The sequence below is a fragment of the Pseudomonas sp. S34 genome (assembly GCF_009866745.1).
Classification (GTDB): domain Bacteria; phylum Pseudomonadota; class Gammaproteobacteria; order Pseudomonadales; family Pseudomonadaceae; genus Aquipseudomonas; species Aquipseudomonas jessenii.
Map to the genome: position 1 here is coordinate 752,501 of NZ_CP019398.1, position 16,022 is coordinate 768,522.

Below are 16,022 nucleotides of genomic sequence, written 5' to 3' on the forward strand. Positions count from 1 at the left end.
AGCTACGGGTATCATCTTCGGATGATGCGGTAGAGGAGCGTTCTGTAAGCCTGTGAAGGTGAGTTGAGAAGCTTGCTGGAGGTATCAGAAGTGCGAATGCTGACATGAGTAACGACAATGGGTGTGAAAAACACCCACGCCGAAAGACCAAGGTTTCCTGCGCAACGTTAATCGACGCAGGGTTAGTCGGTCCCTAAGGCGAGGCTGAAAAGCGTAGTCGATGGAAAACAGGTTAATATTCCTGTACTTCTGGTTATTGCGATGGAGGGACGGAGAAGGCTAGGCCAGCTTGGCGTTGGTTGTCCAAGTTTAAGGTGGTAGGCTGAGATCTTAGGTAAATCCGGGATCTTAAGGCCGAGAGCTGATGACGAGTGTTCCTTTGGAACACGAAGTGGTTGATGCCATGCTTCCAAGAAAAGCTTCTAAGCTTCAGGTAACCAGGAACCGTACCCCAAACCGACACAGGTGGTTGGGTAGAGAATACCAAGGCGCTTGAGAGAACTCGGGTGAAGGAACTAGGCAAAATGGCACCGTAACTTCGGGAGAAGGTGCGCCGGTGAGGGTGAAGGACTTGCTCCGTAAGCCCACGCCGGTCGAAGATACCAGGCCGCTGCGACTGTTTATTAAAAACACAGCACTCTGCAAACACGAAAGTGGACGTATAGGGTGTGACGCCTGCCCGGTGCCGGAAGGTTAATTGATGGGGTTAGCTAACGCGAAGCTCTTGATCGAAGCCCCGGTAAACGGCGGCCGTAACTATAACGGTCCTAAGGTAGCGAAATTCCTTGTCGGGTAAGTTCCGACCTGCACGAATGGCGTAACGATGGCGGCGCTGTCTCCACCCGAGACTCAGTGAAATTGAAATCGCTGTGAAGATGCAGTGTATCCGCGGCTAGACGGAAAGACCCCGTGAACCTTTACTATAGCTTTGCACTGGACTTTGAATTTGCTTGTGTAGGATAGGTGGGAGGCTTTGAAGCGTGGACGCCAGTTCGCGTGGAGCCATCCTTGAAATACCACCCTGGCAACTTTGAGGTTCTAACTCAGGTCCGTTATCCGGATCGAGGACAGTGTATGGTGGGTAGTTTGACTGGGGCGGTCTCCTCCTAAAGAGTAACGGAGGAGTACGAAGGTGCGCTCAGACCGGTCGGAAATCGGTCGTAGAGTATAAAGGCAAAAGCGCGCTTGACTGCGAGACAGACACGTCGAGCAGGTACGAAAGTAGGTCTTAGTGATCCGGTGGTTCTGTATGGAAGGGCCATCGCTCAACGGATAAAAGGTACTCCGGGGATAACAGGCTGATACCGCCCAAGAGTTCATATCGACGGCGGTGTTTGGCACCTCGATGTCGGCTCATCACATCCTGGGGCTGAAGCCGGTCCCAAGGGTATGGCTGTTCGCCATTTAAAGTGGTACGCGAGCTGGGTTTAGAACGTCGTGAGACAGTTCGGTCCCTATCTGCCGTGGACGTTTGAGATTTGAGAGGGGCTGCTCCTAGTACGAGAGGACCGGAGTGGACGAACCTCTGGTGTTCCGGTTGTCACGCCAGTGGCATTGCCGGGTAGCTATGTTCGGAAAAGATAACCGCTGAAAGCATCTAAGCGGGAAACTTGCCTCAAGATGAGATCTCACTGGGACCTTGAGTCCCCTGAAGGGCCGTCGAAGACTACGACGTTGATAGGTTGGGTGTGTAAGCGCTGTGAGGCGTTGAGCTAACCAATACTAATTGCCCGTGAGGCTTGACCATATAACACCCAAGCAATTTGACTACTCGAAAGAGCATCAGATTGCGGTGTGTGAAGACGAAAGAACCGAAAGTTCGACTCTTGCAAAACACCGAAAGCTGTCACATACCCAATTTGCTGAAGCGAGGCCAGCCGGCCACGACTCAGTACCCGAATTTCTTGACGACCATAGAGCGTTGGAACCACCTGATCCCATCCCGAACTCAGCAGTGAAACGATGCATCGCCGATGGTAGTGTGGGGTTTCCCCATGTGAGAGTAGGTCATCGTCAAGATTAAATTCCGAAACCCCTATCTGCGTATGCAGGTAGGGGTTTTGTTTTTGGCGTCCCTGTAGGCGCGAGCGAGCTCGCGAAAAAACCGCGAGCGCTGCGGGGTGTCAGGTTTCCCGCGTCATCGTTAACGTCCATCGCGAGCAGGCTCGCTCCTACAATGAAGCCAATCGCCTTCAATGCTAAAGTCGTCCCTCGAATTTGTATTATCCAAGGAAGCCTTTATGCCGGACGCGACGTCCCTCAGTGCTGGTTTTATGGTGGTTCACGGCAACCGCCTGGACGAGTTGCGCAGCCTGGTGGTCAGCTGGATGCGACGCTACCCGCTGGCTCCCCTGGAGAACGAAATCGCGTTGGTGCAAAGCAATGGCATTGCCCAATGGCTGAAGCTGGCACTGGCGGAAGACTCTGAAGAAGACGACATGGGAGGCTGCGGCATCGCTGCCGCCATCGACGTGCAGTTGCCCGGCAGCTTCATGTGGCAGCTCTATCGCATGGTCCTTGGCCGCGACGAAATTCCGGTCAAGTCCCTGCTCGATAAAGCCCCACTGACCTGGCGTCTGATGCGCCTGCTGCCGCAGTTGATCAATCAGCCGCACTTCGAGCCGCTGCAGCGTTTCCTGACCCATGACACCGATCTGCGCAAGCGCTATCAATTGGCTGAGCGTCTGGCGGATCTGTTCGACCAATACCAGGTGTACCGAGCCGACTGGCTCGAAGACTGGGCGGAAGGTCGCCATCAGACAAGAAACGCCAGGGGTGAAGCCAAACCCCTGACACCGGCCAATTGCTGGCAGGCAGAGCTATGGCGCGCACTCTTGCTGGATGTGGGAGAAGAAGGCATGGCGCAAAGCCGTGCCGGTGTCCATCAGCGATTTGTCGAGCGTATCAACCATCTCGAAGCGGCCCCCAAGGGGTTACCCTCGCGAGTGATCGTTTTCGGGATTTCTTCGCTGCCTGCACAAGCCCTGGAAGCACTGGCGGGACTGGCACGATTCAGTCAGGTTTTGCTGTGCGTGCATAACCCGTGTCGTCACCATTGGGCGGACATCGTCGCCGATAAAGACCTGTTGCGGCATCAATACAAGCGTCAGGCCCGCAAAAGCGGCATGCCGGTAGTGATCGATCCGCAAACCCTGCATCAGCATGCTCACCCGTTGCTGGCCGCATGGGGCAAGCAGGGGCGGGACTATATCAACCTGCTCGACAGTTATGACGATCCCAACAGCTATCGTTCGGCATTTCGAGACGGGCGCATCGACCTGTTCAGTGACGGTCAGCCGCTGAATGTGCTCAACCAGTTGCAGGATGACATCCTCGAGTTGCGCCCCCTCAACGAGACTCGGGAGCGTTGGCCGGCTATCGATCTGCAGCAGGACGAATCGATCCGTTTTCACATCGCCCATAGCGCCCAGCGAGAAGTCGAGATCCTTCACGATCAACTGCTCGCGCGCTTCAGCGCCGACCCGACATTGCGACCCCGAGACATCATCGTGATGGTCCCGGACATCGACAGCTACGCACCGCATATTCGTGCCGTGTTTGGACAGCTTGACCGCCAGGATCCTCGCTTCATTCCGTTTACCCTGGCTGACCAGGGCCAGCGTGGTCGCGATCCATTGCTGATTGCTGTCGAGCACCTGCTCAAGCTGCCTGACAGCCGATTCCCCGTCAGTGAGATTCTCGATCTGCTGGACGTCCCGGCACTGCGCGCTCGCTTTGGTGTCGAGGAGCGTGACCTGCCGACGCTGCACCGCTGGATCGAAGGTGCCGGCATTCGCTGGGGCATGAATGCCGAGCAACGTGCCGGGCTCGGGCTACCCAACGAACTGGAGCAAAACAGCTGGCGCTTCGGATTGCGACGAATGTTGCTCGGTTATGCCGTTGGCAGCGCCGATGCTTATGAGGGTATCGAGCCCTACGACGAGATCGGTGGTCTGGACGCTGCGCTCATCGGTCCGCTGGTTGCGTTGCTGGACGCGCTGGAAGTGGCTCACCACGAGCTCTCTCAGCCGGCATCGCCAGGGCAATGGGGCTTGCGCTTGCAGGCGTTGGTGCAGTTGTTCTTCCTTGCCGGTAACGAACACGATGACTACTTGCTGGCCCAGCTTGAAGAGCTGCGTGAGACCTGGCTCGAGACCTGCGAATCCGTCGGGTTGCAGGATGAGTTGCCGCTGACCGTCGTCCGTGAAGCCTGGCTTGCAGGTCTGGATCAGGGCCGTTTGTCCCAACGTTTTCTGGCCGGTGCGGTCAACTTCTGCACCTTGATGCCCATGCGTGCTATCCCGTTCAAACTGGTGTGCCTGCTGGGCATGAATGACGGCGATTATCCGCGGGCGCAACCGCCGCTGGATTTCGATCTGATGGGCAGTGATTACCGTCCGGGTGACCGCTCCCGGCGCGAAGATGACCGCTACCTGTTACTGGAAGCCTTGTTGTCGGCACGGGACCAGCTCTACATCAGTTGGGTGGGCCGAAGCATCCGCGATAACAGCGAGCGGCCTGCCTCGGTGCTGATCGGCCAGTTGCGTGACCACTTGGCCAGCGGTTGGCGAATGCTGCAACGCGACGAGGATCTGCTGGAAGCCATGACCCGGGAACACCCGTTGCAACCCTTCAGTGCTCGCTACTTTCATGACGGGGATGAGTCGTTCAGCTACGCCACCGAATGGCAGGTCCTTCATCAGGCGGCAGAGCAGCAGGCAAACGCCGAAGTGCTCGGGCCCCACGTTCAGGACGAACCACTGAGTCTCGGTCAACTGCAGGATTTCCTGCGCAATCCGGTACGGCACTTTTTCAGCCAGCGACTGAAGGTCTTCTTCGAGGCGGCAGAAGTGCCGTTGGCCGATGAAGAACCCTTTGTCCTGGATGCGTTGCAGCGTTACAGCCTCAGCGACCGTTTGCTCGAAGCGGCACTGGCAGATCCTGGAAATACCGGGCAGGCACTGGAGGATCAGGCGAAGCGTTTGCAGAACAGCGGGCTGTTGCCGATGGCCGGATTCGGTGAGTGCCTGCAACATGAGTTGATCGAGCCATTGCCTGACTTGCTGCAACGCCACCAACAGCTCCTGGCGTTGTGGCCAACACCCCTCAGCAGCGCGTTGCCCGTCAGTCTTGAGCTGCAAGGCCTGCACATCGAGGGCTGGCTCGGCGGCCTGCATCAGCGTGCTGATGGTGGTTTGTTGTCTGTCACAACGATCCCCAACAGCATCGGCTCGATCAAGTCGCGCAAATGGCATCGACTGACACGCCCTTGGGTCAATCATCTGATGGCTTGTGCCAGTGGCATGGCGTTGACCACCGCATTGGTGGCCAGTGACGACAGCCTGTTGCTCGGTCCGCTGGACGAGTCCACGGCGCGGAAAATTCTCGGTGACCTGTTGATGGCCTGGCAGTCGGGGATGCGCCAGCCTCTGCCGATCGCTGTCAAGACCGCATTCGCGTGGCTGGGGCAAACCGACCCGGTCAAAGCCGAAGCCGCTGCGCGCAAGGCCTATGAAGGTGATGGGCAGACGACGGACGGAGAGCGTCGCGAAAGCCCGGCACTGGCGCGCCAATTCGCCGATTACGCTGCCTTGGTCGCCGACGAGACGTTCCCCCAGTGGTGTGACGCGCTCTATCGTCCGCTTCTTGAAGCGCCCTGGCGTTCCCTGTCCAGCGAGGAGTCGCGCTGATGAGCTCGAAGACACCTCTGGCCCTGGCGTTCCCGCTGCGCGGCAGTCAACTGATCGAAGCCAGCGCCGGGACCGGCAAGACGTTCACCATTTCCGCGTTGTACCTGCGTCTGGTGCTTGGCAACGGCGGGGAGGACAGTGGTTTCGGGCGTGAGCTGTTGCCGCCGCAGATCCTCGTCGTGACCTTCACCGACGCCGCGACCAAAGAGCTGCGCGAACGCATCCGTACGCGACTCGCCGAGGCCGCGCGATATTTCCGGGATGAAACACCAGCCCCCGACAGCCTGATTGCCGAGTTGCGTGATCAGTACTTGCCCGAGCAATGGCCCGGATGCGCAAACCGCCTGGATATCGCCGCCCAGTGGATGGACGAGGCGGCGGTGTCGACCATCCACAGTTGGTGCCAGCGCATGTTGCGCGAGCACGCCTTCGACAGCGGCAGCCTGTTTACCCAGACCCTGGAAACCGACCACAGCGATTTGCTGGGGGAAGTCCTGCGCGATTACTGGCGGCTGTTCTGCTACCCGATGCAAGGTGACGCCTTGAATTGGGTGCGCAGCAATTGGGGCGGACCGGCGGCGCTGCTGCCGCGGATTCGTGCACTGTTCGCCAGCGAGCGGGATACCCTTGAAGGGAAAGAACCCGCCGAAGTGATTTCGCAATGCTTGCAAGAGCGAAGGGCGGCCCTGATCGAACTCAAGAAGCCCTGGCTGCAGTGGGCGGACGAGTTGCTTGCGATCTGTCACCAGGGCGTTGCCGGCAAGGCTGTCGACGGTCGCAAGATGCAGGCACGCTATTTCGAGCCCTGGTTTGAAAAGATCAAAGCCTGGGCCGAGGACGAATCCCTCGAGCAACTGGATATCGGCACTGGTTTTACTCGGTTGACCCCGGATGGCATGGCCGAAGCCTGGAAGGGAGAAGCGCCTCGACATCCGGGGCTGGATGCGATGGCCGGGCTCAAGACCTGTCTCGATGGGTTGCCGACACCTGATGCCGCCGTACTGCAACATGCGGCTCGCTGGGTCGGGGCGCGATTCGAGGAAGAGAAGCGCCGCCGTGCGGAAATGGGTTTCGACGACATGTTGCTGCGTCTTGATGCGGCCTTGCAGTCCGATGGCGGCGAGCGACTGGTAACCCTGATTCGCGAGCAGTTTCCGGTGGCACTGATCGATGAATTCCAGGACACCGACCCGGTGCAATACCGGATCTTCGAGAGCATCTACCGCATTGAAGAGAACAGCCCCGAGTGCGGTCTGTTCCTGATCGGCGACCCGAAACAGGCGATCTACGCTTTTCGCGGCGCCGACATCCATACCTACTTGCGCGCCCGCCAGGCCACCACTGGCCGCCTGCACACCCTGGGCACCAACTTCCGCTCAAGCCATGGCATGGTCAACGCGGTGAACCATGTGTTCGCGCGCGCCGAAGCCCGTGAGTCAGGACGCGGCGCGTTCCTGTTTCGGGAGAAGAATGGCGACAACCCGGTTCCGTTCACGCCGGTTGCCTCCCAGGGCCGCAAAGAAGTCTTGCGCATCAATGACCAGGCAATCCCTGCCTTGAACATCTGGCACTTGTCGGCCGAACAACCGTTGTCCGGTGCGGTGTACCGGCAACATCTGGCGGCTGCCTGCGCCAGTGAAATCACGGCATTGCTCAATGGCGGGCAGCAGGGGCAAGCGGGATTCACCCAGGACGGCAAAGCCTTCAGGGGCCTGCTACCGGCGGACATCGCCATCCTGGTGCGCGATGGCAAGGAGGCGCAGGCGGTACGTGCGCAATTGGCCGCCCGTGGTGTGCGCAGTGTTTATCTGTCGGACAAGGACTCGGTGTTCGCCGCCCAGGAGGCGCATGACGTGCTGACCTGGCTCAAGGCCTGCGCCGAGCCGGATGTCGAGCGACCGCTGCGGGCTGCGTTGGCCAGCATCACGTTGAACCTGTCCTTTACGGAACTGGAGCGTCTGAATCAGGACGAGTTGGCCTGGGAGTCCCGGGTCATGCAGTTCCGTGGCTATCGCGAAGTCTGGCGCAAGCAGGGCGTACTGCCGATGCTGCGACGCTTGCTGCACGACTTCCGTTTGCCCCAGGCTTTGATCGCCCGCAGTGACGGCGAACGCGTTTTGACCAACCTTCTGCACCTTTTCGAACTGCTGCAACAAGCCGCCGCTGAACTCGATGGCGAGCAAGCCTTGATCCGGCATTTGTCCGAGCATCTGGCGTTGTCCGGGCAGGCTGGCGAAGAGCAGATCCTGCGTCTGGAAAGTGATGAGCAATTGGTCAAGGTCGTGACCATCCACAAGTCCAAAGGCCTTGAATACCCCTTGGTGTTCCTGCCGTTCATTTGCTCGGCTAAGCCGGTGGATGGCAGTCGCCTGCCGCTGCACTACCACGATGAATCCGGCAATGCCCAAGTCACGTTGAAGCCGACGGCAGAATTGATTGCCCTGGCTGACGATGAGCGTCTGGCCGAGGATCTGCGCTTGCTCTATGTCGCCCTGACCCGGGCGCAACACGCCTGCTGGCTGGGGGTGGCCGACCTCAAGCGCGGTAACAACAATGGCTCGGTGCTGCATCTGTCGGCATTGGGTTATCTGTTGGGCGGCGGTGCGCCATTGGCCGAGGCCCCGGCGTTGCAGCGTTGGCTGCAGGATCTGCAACAGGACTGCCCGGCGCTGGCGTATGCCGAGATGCCTGAAGCAACAGCAGAGCATTATCAGCCTCCACAAAACGATGCGGCGCTGCTGGTTCCGCGGGTTCCGAAACGCAAGGCCAGTGAAAACTGGTGGATCGCTTCCTACAGCGCGCTGCGCATTGGCGACACCCTGAGTGTCGGCACGGACGAGGCGCCGGAGAGCCCGCAGGCGCAAAAACTGTTCGATGACGAACGCCTCGATCCGCAGGCCCCCAGAGAGGTGGTTGCCGGTGGTGGCGATATCCATCGCTTCCCGCGCGGCCCGAATCCCGGCACCTTCCTCCATGGCTTGCTCGAATGGGCGGGGGGCGAGGGTTTTGATGCGGCACCACACGAGGTGATCGACGCCATTGCCCGTCGCTGCAACCGTCGAGGCTGGGAGGGCTGGATCAGTACCTTGAGTGACTGGCTGCAGCATCTGCTCAAGTCGCCGTTGCAACTGGGCGCCGGCCAGGCGCCAGTGGTATTCGGCCAGTTGACGCAGTATCAGGTCGAGATGGAGTTCTGGTTCGCCAGCCATAAGGTCGATGTGCTCAAGCTCGACGCGCTGGTGTGCCAATACACCCATAACGGCGTGGCCCGGGTGGCCGCGGAACCGGTGTTGCTCAACGGTATGTTCAAGGGCTTCATCGACCTGACGTTCGAACATGACGGCCGTTATTACGTTGCCGACTACAAATCCAACTGGCTCGGCGTCGATGATGCGGCCTATACCGCGCAGGCCATGGAACAATCGATTCTCGACAACCGTTATGACCTGCAATACGTGTTGTACCTGTTGGCCCTGCACCGCCAGCTCAAGGCGCGGCTCGCCGATTACGACTACGACCGGCATGTCGGCGGTGCGTTGTACCTGTTTTTGCGCGGTACGCGCGCGGCCAGCCAGGGTGTGTTTTTCGCCCGCCCGCCAAGAGAACTGATCGAGCGTCTGGACAGGTTGTTCCAGGGCAAGCCAGAGCCCAAGGCCGAACCCGCTTGGGAACAGGGAGTACTGTTATGAGTCGCACATTCGCCGATTTGTTGCCCACATCGCTGGCAGCCGAAAGCCTGGTCGATCTGGCGCCGCTGAGTCGTGCCGACGACTTGCTGTTGTTGCTCACGCGTTGGGTCGAGCGTGGCTGGTTGCGTGCGCTGGACAAAGCCTTTGTGGCGTTTCTACATGAACTGGCACCGGAGGATGATCCGTTGGTGTTGCTGGCAGCCGCGCTGACCAGCCACCAGTTGGGTCACGGGCATGTCTGCCTCGACCTGTTCGAGACACTGAAAGAACCCGACTTCGCCCTGTCGCTGCCACCCGAAGGTGACGTGCAAGGCGGCGCGATGTTGTTGCCCTCGCAATTGCTGGGATCGCTGGACGGTGCTCATTGGTGCAAGGTGCTGGCCGCCAGCAACCTGGTCGCACTGGCCGCTGACAGTCGTGACAACGTGCGTGACCGGCCTTTGGTGTTATCGGGCAAACGCTTGTACCTGCGCCGCTATTGGGCCTACGAGCGGCGGATCGACCTTTCGTTGCGCGAGCGTCTGACGGAACACGAATCCACGCCGAATGACTTGCTCCAGCGTCTCACCGGGTTGTTTGGTCCTGCCCGACCTGGTGACGTGATCGACTGGCAGAAGCTGGCCTGCGCCCTGGCGACGCGCAGCGCCTTCAGCATCGTCACTGGGGGGCCGGGAACGGGCAAGACCACCACCGTCGTGCGCTTGCTGGCGTTGCTCCAGGCGCCGGCGGTCGAGGCCGGCATGCCCCTGCGCATTCGTCTCGCCGCACCGACCGGCAAGGCCGCGGCGCGTCTGACAGAATCCATCAGCCAGCAAGTCCGGACCTTGAAGGTCACGGAGGACGTTCGGGAAAAGATTCCGTCCGACGTCACCACCGTTCACCGCCTGCTCGGCAGCCGGCCCGGGACTCGTCATTTCCGGCACCACGCGGGCAATCGCCTGCCGCTGGATGTGTTGGTGGTGGACGAGGCCTCGATGATCGACCTGGAAATGATGGCCAACCTGCTCGACGCCTTGCCCGCCCATGCGCGCCTGGTGCTGTTGGGTGACAAGGATCAGCTGGCTTCGGTAGAAGCCGGTGCGGTACTGGGGGATCTGTGTCGCGACGCTGAGGCTGGCTGGTACAGCCCGCAGACACGCCAGTGGCTGGAAGCCGTCAGCGGCGAAAGTTTGCAAACCAGCGGATTGCAGGAGGACACGCAGGGCGCTCATCCACTGGCCCAACAGGTCGTGATGTTGCGCCATTCCCGGCGATTCGGTGAGGGCAGTGGTATTGGCCAACTGGCTCGTTGGGTCAACCAGCAGCAACCCGAAGAAGCACGCAGGTTGTTGTCTGCGCGAAGCCATGACGATGTGTATGCCTTGTCCCTCAAGGGGGAGCGGGACCGTGCTCTGGAGCGCCTGCTGCTCGAAGGCCACGGTGAAGGGCCGCAGGGTTATCGGCACTACCTGAGCCTGCTGCGCAATCAGCGCCCGGCGCTCGATTGTCCGTTGGAAGATTCACGCTGGACCGACTGGGCCCGGGAGGTGTTGCAAGCCTTCGACGCGTTCCAGTTGTTATGTGCCGTGCGCAAGGGGCCGTGGGGTGTGGAGGGCTTGAACCAGCGAGTGACGGACGCCTTGCTAAGGGCACGCCTGATCGACAGTGACCAGCAATGGTATGAAGGCCGTCCGGTTCTGATGACCCGCAATGACTACGGCCTGGGTTTGATGAACGGCGATATCGGCATCGCCCTCAAGCTTCCGGAGCGTGAGGGCCCCGAGGCCGGCAAGCAGGTTCTGCGTGTCGCCTTTCCGCGCAATGACGGCCAGGGTGGCGTGCGCTTTGTCCTGCCGAGCCGGCTCAATGATGTCGAAACCGTGTACGCCATGACCGTGCATAAATCCCAGGGCTCGGAATTTGCCCACACCGCGTTGATCCTCCCCGACGCCTTGAACCCCGTGCTGACCAAGGAACTGATCTACACCGGGATCACCCGGGCCAAGAACTGGTTCACCTTGATCGAGCCCCGCACAGGGGTGTTCGAAGAGGCGGTGAGGCGCAAGGTCAAGCGCTTGAGCGGGTTGATGCTGGGGCTCGGCGCCGACTAGTCGGCAAACAGCATCTCCCGGCTGTCACCCATCAGCAGTCCCTGATTGCGCTCGGTCACCTCGCGGATGTAATCCCACAACAGGGTAATCCGCTTGAGCTTCCTCAAATCCTCCCGGCAGTACATCCAGAACTGTCGGGTGATATTGATTTCCTGCGGCAACACCGGCAGCAGGCGAGGGTCCTGAGTGGCGAGGAAGCACGGCAGGATCGCCAGTGAGCGTCCCTGCTGCGCGGCCACAAATTGCGCGATCACGCTGGTGCTGCGCAGGTTGGCGCTGGCGCCGGGCAATACGTTGGCCAGGTACAGCAGCTCCGAGCTGAACGCCAGGTCGTCGACGTAACTGATAAACGAATGTTTGGCCAAGTCTGCCGGTCGGCGGATCGGTGGGTGGTTGTCCAGATAGTCCTGGGTTGCGTACAGCTGCAATCGGTAGTCGCACAGTTTGCAGCAGACGTACGGTCCATGCTCCGGACGCTCCAGGGCGATGACGATGTCGGCCTCGCGCTTGGACAGGCTGATGAAATGCGGCAGCGGCAGGATATCCACCGAGATGGCCGGGTAGGTGTCGACGAAGTGGCTCAGCTGCGGCGTGATGAAAAAGCTGCCGAAGCCTTCGGTGCAGCCCATGCGCACATGACCGGACAGCGCCACGCCGGACCCGGAAACCTGCTCGCACGCCATGTGCAAGGTACTTTCGATCGACTCGGCATACCCCATCAACCGCTGGCCTTCGGCGGTCAGGACAAAGCCGCTGGTCCGGGATTTTTCGAACAGCAATGTGCCCAGCGCCGTTTCCAGGGAACTGATGCGCCGCGACACCGTGGTGTAGTCCACCGCCAGGCGCTTGGCCGCGGTGCTGGCCTTGCGGGTGCGGGAGACTTCCAGGAAAAACTTTAGGTCGTCCCAGTTCAACGATCCGAGGGAGGTGATGTTTTTTTGCATGTTGGACCGGTTTTTATGTGCGTTCTTATCAGAAGTTTGCACATCTATACTCCAAAAACAGCCCGTTAACCAATTCGCGGCGCATGCCTATTCTCAAGGCGACTGTTTCGCCTTGGCTCCCAAGATAACAACAAAGATCTGGAGACCCACATGAACGTATCGCTCACGCCCAATGACACCACCGTGCAGAAGGTCAAACTGTTGATCGACGGCCAGTGGGTCGAATCCAAGTCCACCGAATGGCACGACATCATCAACCCGGCGACCCAGCAAGTGCTGGCCAAGGTGCCGTTTGCCACCGCTGAAGAAGTCGATGCAGCCATCAGCGCCGCTCATCGTGCATTCCAGACCTGGAAACTGACACCCATCGGCGCGCGCATGCGCATCATGCTCAAGCTCCAGGCGCTGATCCGCGAACACTCCAAGCGCATCGCCGCCGTCCTCAGCGCCGAGCAGGGCAAGACCATTGCCGACGCCGAAGGCGATATTTTCCGTGGCCTGGAAGTGGTCGAGCACGCCTGTTCCATCGGCAGCCTGCAAATGGGTGAGTTCGCTGAAAACGTCGCCGGTGGCGTCGACACCTACACCCTGCGCCAGCCGATCGGCGTGTGTGCGGGCATTACCCCGTTCAACTTCCCGGCGATGATTCCGCTGTGGATGTTCCCGATGGCCATCGCCTGCGGCAACACCTTCGTGCTCAAGCCGTCCGAACAGGACCCGATGTCGACCATGCTCCTGGTGGAGTTGGCGATCGAGGCGGGTATTCCGGCCGGTGTGCTCAACGTCGTGCATGGCGGCAAGGATGTGGTCGACGGGCTCTGCACCCATAAAGATATCAAGGCGGTTTCCTTCGTCGGTTCAACCGCCGTCGGTACGCATGTCTACGACCTGGCCGGTAAACACGGCAAGCGCGTGCAATCGATGATGGGCGCCAAGAACCACGCCGTGGTGCTGCCGGATGCCAATCGCGAACAAGCGCTGAATGCGCTGGTGGGTGCCGGTTTCGGTGCCGCCGGTCAACGCTGCATGGCCACCTCGGTGGTGGTGCTGGTGGGCGCGGCCAAGCAATGGCTGCCGGATCTCAAGGCGCTGGCGCAGAAGCTCAAGGTCAATGCCGGCAGCGAGCCGGGCACTGATGTTGGCCCTGTCATTTCGAAAAAGGCCAAGGCGCGGATTCTCGACCTGATCGAGAGCGGCATCAAGGAAGGCGCGAAACTGGAGCTGGACGGTCGCGAGATCTCGGTTCCAGGTTACGAGAAAGGCAACTTTGTCGGCCCGACCCTGTTCTCCGGCGTGACCACCGACATGCAGATCTACACCCAGGAAATCTTCGGCCCGGTGCTGGTGGTGCTGGAGGTTAATACGCTCGACGAGGCCATCGCCCTGGTCAACGCCAACCCGTTCGGTAACGGCACGGGCCTGTTCACCCAGAGCGGTGCGGCGGCGCGTAAATTCCAGAACGAAATCGACGTCGGCCAGGTCGGCATCAACATCCCGATTCCGGTGCCGGTCCCGTTCTTCAGCTTCACCGGTTCGCGCGGTTCCAAGCTCGGCGACCTCGGCCCGTACGGCAAGCAAGTGGTGCAGTTCTACACTCAGACCAAGACCGTCACCAGTCGCTGGTTCGATGACGACAGCGTCAACGACGGTGTGAACACCACCATCAACCTGCGTTAAGGAGCCGGACATGAAAATCGCTTTTATCGGTCTGGGCAACATGGGCGCGCCGATGGCGCGCAACCTGATCAAGGCCGGCCATGCACTGCGCCTGGTGGACCTGAACAAAGCCGTGCTGGCGGAACTGGAACAACTGGGCGGCAGTATCAGTGCATCGGCCCGTGAAGCGGCAGAGGGCGCCGAACTGGTCATCACCATGCTGCCTGCCGCGGTGCATGTGCGCAGTGTGTGGCTGGGTGAAGACGGCGTGCTCGCCGGTATCGGCAAAGGTGTGCCGGCCGTGGATTGCAGCACCATCGATCCGCAGACCGCGCGGGACGTGGCCGCCGCCGCTGCCAAACAGGGCGTGGCCATGGCCGATGCACCGGTCTCTGGCGGCACCGGTGGCGCAGCCGCCGGGACACTGACTTTTATGGTCGGCGCCACCCCCGAACTGTTCGCCACCCTGCAACCGGTACTGGCGCAAATGGGCCGCAACATCGTCCATTGTGGTGAGGTCGGTACTGGGCAAATCGCTAAAATCTGCAACAACCTGCTGCTGGGGATTTCCATGGTCGGCGTCAGCGAAGCCATGGCGTTGGGCGATGCCCTGGGCATCGACACCAAGGTGCTGGCGGGCATCATCAACAGTTCCACCGGGCGTTGCTGGAGTTCGGAGATGTACAACCCGTGGCCGGGCATCGTTGAAACAGCGCCGGCGTCGCGCGGTTACACCGGTGGTTTCGGTGCCGAACTGATGCTCAAGGATCTGGGGCTGGCCACTGAAGCGGCGCGTCAGGCGCACCAGCCGGTGGTACTCGGCGCGGTGGCCCAGCAGTTGTATCAGGCGATGAGTTTGCGTGGGGAGGGTGGTCAGGACTTCTCGGCGATCATCAACGGTTATCGCAAGCCGCAATAGAAGGGCGGTGAAAAAACTGTGGGAGCGAGCTTGCTCGCGATGAGGTCGTTACAGTCGACATTGATGGTGATTGACCCACCGCAATCGCGAGCAAGCTCGCTCCCACAGGGACTGCATACACCCAAAGATATTTACCGGGAGATCACGTCGGGTGATCCCCCGGTTTTTTTGTATCAGGCAAACACGAAATATTTGCGCACGGTTTCCACCACTTCCCAGGTGCCTTTCATTCCCGGTTCGATGACGAAAATGTCGCCGGCGCGCAGGTGGATCGGCGCCATGCCTTCCGGGGTGATGACGCAGTAGCCTTCCTGGAAATGGCAGTACTCCCACTTCACATATTCGACGTACCACTTGCCCGGCGTGCAGATCCAGGTGCCCATGATCTTGCTGCCGTCTTCACTCGTGTAGGCGTTGAGGTTGACGGTGTGCGGGTCGCCTTCGAGTTTTTCCCATTTGCAGGCGTCGAGCACGGGCAGCGGGTGGGTATCGCGAAGAACGGTAATCGGTGCGGTCATGATGACTCCGGGCAGTGGGCTCAAGAACTGAAGTCGCACCCTATAGCGCCTGCCCATCGTTCAGTTGTCTGTGCTCGACACTGAGCTGTCCAGAAACGCACAACTCTCAAGGACGGGTCAGCGGGCAGTCGAGCCTGGATTGTTCGAGGCTGTTCTCGAACTCGACCAATTGCGAGTGCTGTTGCGACAGCGCCGCTATCCGCTCGGCGATTTCCTGTTTTTTGCTGGCGATGATCTGGTGTGCCCGTTCCCATGGCAACTGCGGACCCTGATGTCCGGCGAAGACCGACTGCAGTTCCTTGAGCCTGAAACCCAACTGCTGGGCACATTTGATGAACATCAGCAGGTCGACGCTGTGCTGGTCATAGATGCGGTACTTGCCCTGGCGGCGAGCGGCAGGCAGCAGGCCAATCGACTCGTAATGACGGATGCTTTTGACCGTGGTTCCGGAACGTTGCGCGGCTTGGCCGATGTACATGGGAAGGTCCTTTTCTCCGAGGGTAAAGCTCGGTGCAT

8 protein-coding genes and 2 rRNA genes (1 of these 10 cut by a window edge) are annotated in these 16,022 nt (G+C 60.1%); 7 read left to right on the top strand and 3 right to left on the bottom strand.

From position 1 onward, the window contains the following. The 5 genes from PspS34_RS03240 to recD all read left to right on the top strand — a co-directional run. Positions 1–1,747: ribosomal RNA gene (locus PspS34_RS03240) — 23S ribosomal RNA — on the top strand; it begins 1,147 nt to the left of the window's first position. Positions 1,748–1,903: 156 nt separating this feature from the next. Then, positions 1,904–2,019 (top strand): 5S ribosomal RNA (gene rrf, locus PspS34_RS03245). A 221-nt stretch (positions 2,020–2,240) separates the two neighbouring features. After that, positions 2,241–5,690: an exodeoxyribonuclease V subunit gamma gene (gene recC / locus PspS34_RS03250; protein WP_154861527.1), complete on the top strand. Its 3,450-nt coding sequence runs from the start codon at positions 2,241–2,243 to the stop codon at positions 5,688–5,690. After that, positions 5,690–9,379, top strand: coding sequence for an exodeoxyribonuclease V subunit beta (recB, locus tag PspS34_RS03255; protein WP_154861528.1), 3,690 nt, complete (start codon positions 5,690–5,692; stop codon positions 9,377–9,379). Before recC ends, recB begins: the two co-directional genes overlap by 1 nt. After that, positions 9,376–11,469: an exodeoxyribonuclease V subunit alpha gene (gene recD, locus PspS34_RS03260; RefSeq protein WP_159389510.1), complete on the top strand. Its 2,094-nt coding sequence runs from the start codon at positions 9,376–9,378 to the stop codon at positions 11,467–11,469. The genes recB and recD overlap by 4 nt, the downstream gene beginning before the upstream one ends. On the opposite strand, the gene PspS34_RS03265 is transcribed toward recD, so the two are convergent. Further along, positions 11,466–12,413: a LysR family transcriptional regulator gene (locus tag PspS34_RS03265; RefSeq protein ID WP_150812867.1), complete on the bottom strand. Its 948-nt coding sequence runs from the start codon at positions 12,411–12,413 to the stop codon at positions 11,466–11,468. The genes recD and PspS34_RS03265 overlap by 4 nt on opposite strands. Positions 12,414–12,563: 150 nt before the next feature. Between PspS34_RS03265 and PspS34_RS03270 the strand changes: the two genes are divergently transcribed. Further along, complete coding sequence (locus PspS34_RS03270; RefSeq protein WP_154861530.1) at positions 12,564–14,090, top strand: CoA-acylating methylmalonate-semialdehyde dehydrogenase; 1,527 nt, start codon at positions 12,564–12,566, stop codon at positions 14,088–14,090. Between the two features lie 10 nt (positions 14,091–14,100). Further along, positions 14,101–14,988 carry a 3-hydroxyisobutyrate dehydrogenase gene (gene mmsB / locus PspS34_RS03275; protein ID WP_057716518.1) on the top strand — a complete coding sequence of 296 codons (888 nt, stop codon included), beginning with the start codon at positions 14,101–14,103 and terminating at the stop codon, positions 14,986–14,988. A 173-nt stretch (positions 14,989–15,161) separates the two neighbouring features. On the opposite strand, the gene PspS34_RS03280 is transcribed toward mmsB, so the two are convergent. Together PspS34_RS03280 and PspS34_RS03285 are read right to left on the bottom strand one after the other, a co-directional pair. Continuing rightward, on the bottom strand, positions 15,162–15,506 hold the full coding sequence (locus PspS34_RS03280; RefSeq protein ID WP_007988984.1) for a cupin domain-containing protein: 345 nt from the start codon (positions 15,504–15,506) through the stop codon (positions 15,162–15,164). A 106-nt stretch (positions 15,507–15,612) separates the two neighbouring features. Beyond that, positions 15,613–15,984: a MerR family transcriptional regulator gene (locus PspS34_RS03285; RefSeq protein ID WP_154861531.1), complete on the bottom strand. Its 372-nt coding sequence runs from the start codon at positions 15,982–15,984 to the stop codon at positions 15,613–15,615. Between the last annotated feature and the right edge of the window lie 38 nt (positions 15,985–16,022).

Excerpts from the sequence above, each read along its gene's own strand:
- recC (WP_154861527.1), top strand. The coding sequence starts at position 2,241 with ATGCCGGACGCGACGTCCCTCAGTGCTGGTTTTATGGTGGTTCACGGC.
- recB (WP_154861528.1), top strand. The coding sequence starts at position 5,690 with ATGAGCTCGAAGACACCTCTGGCCCTGGCGTTCCCGCTGCGCGGCAGT.
- recD (WP_159389510.1), top strand. The coding sequence starts at position 9,376 with ATGAGTCGCACATTCGCCGATTTGTTGCCCACATCGCTGGCAGCCGAA.
- PspS34_RS03265 (WP_150812867.1), bottom strand. The coding sequence starts at position 12,413 with ATGCAAAAAAACATCACCTCCCTCGGATCGTTGAACTGGGACGACCTA.
- PspS34_RS03270 (WP_154861530.1), top strand. The coding sequence starts at position 12,564 with ATGAACGTATCGCTCACGCCCAATGACACCACCGTGCAGAAGGTCAAA.
- mmsB (WP_057716518.1), top strand. The coding sequence starts at position 14,101 with ATGAAAATCGCTTTTATCGGTCTGGGCAACATGGGCGCGCCGATGGCG.
- PspS34_RS03280 (WP_007988984.1), bottom strand. The coding sequence starts at position 15,506 with ATGACCGCACCGATTACCGTTCTTCGCGATACCCACCCGCTGCCCGTG.
- PspS34_RS03285 (WP_154861531.1), bottom strand. The coding sequence starts at position 15,984 with ATGTACATCGGCCAAGCCGCGCAACGTTCCGGAACCACGGTCAAAAGC.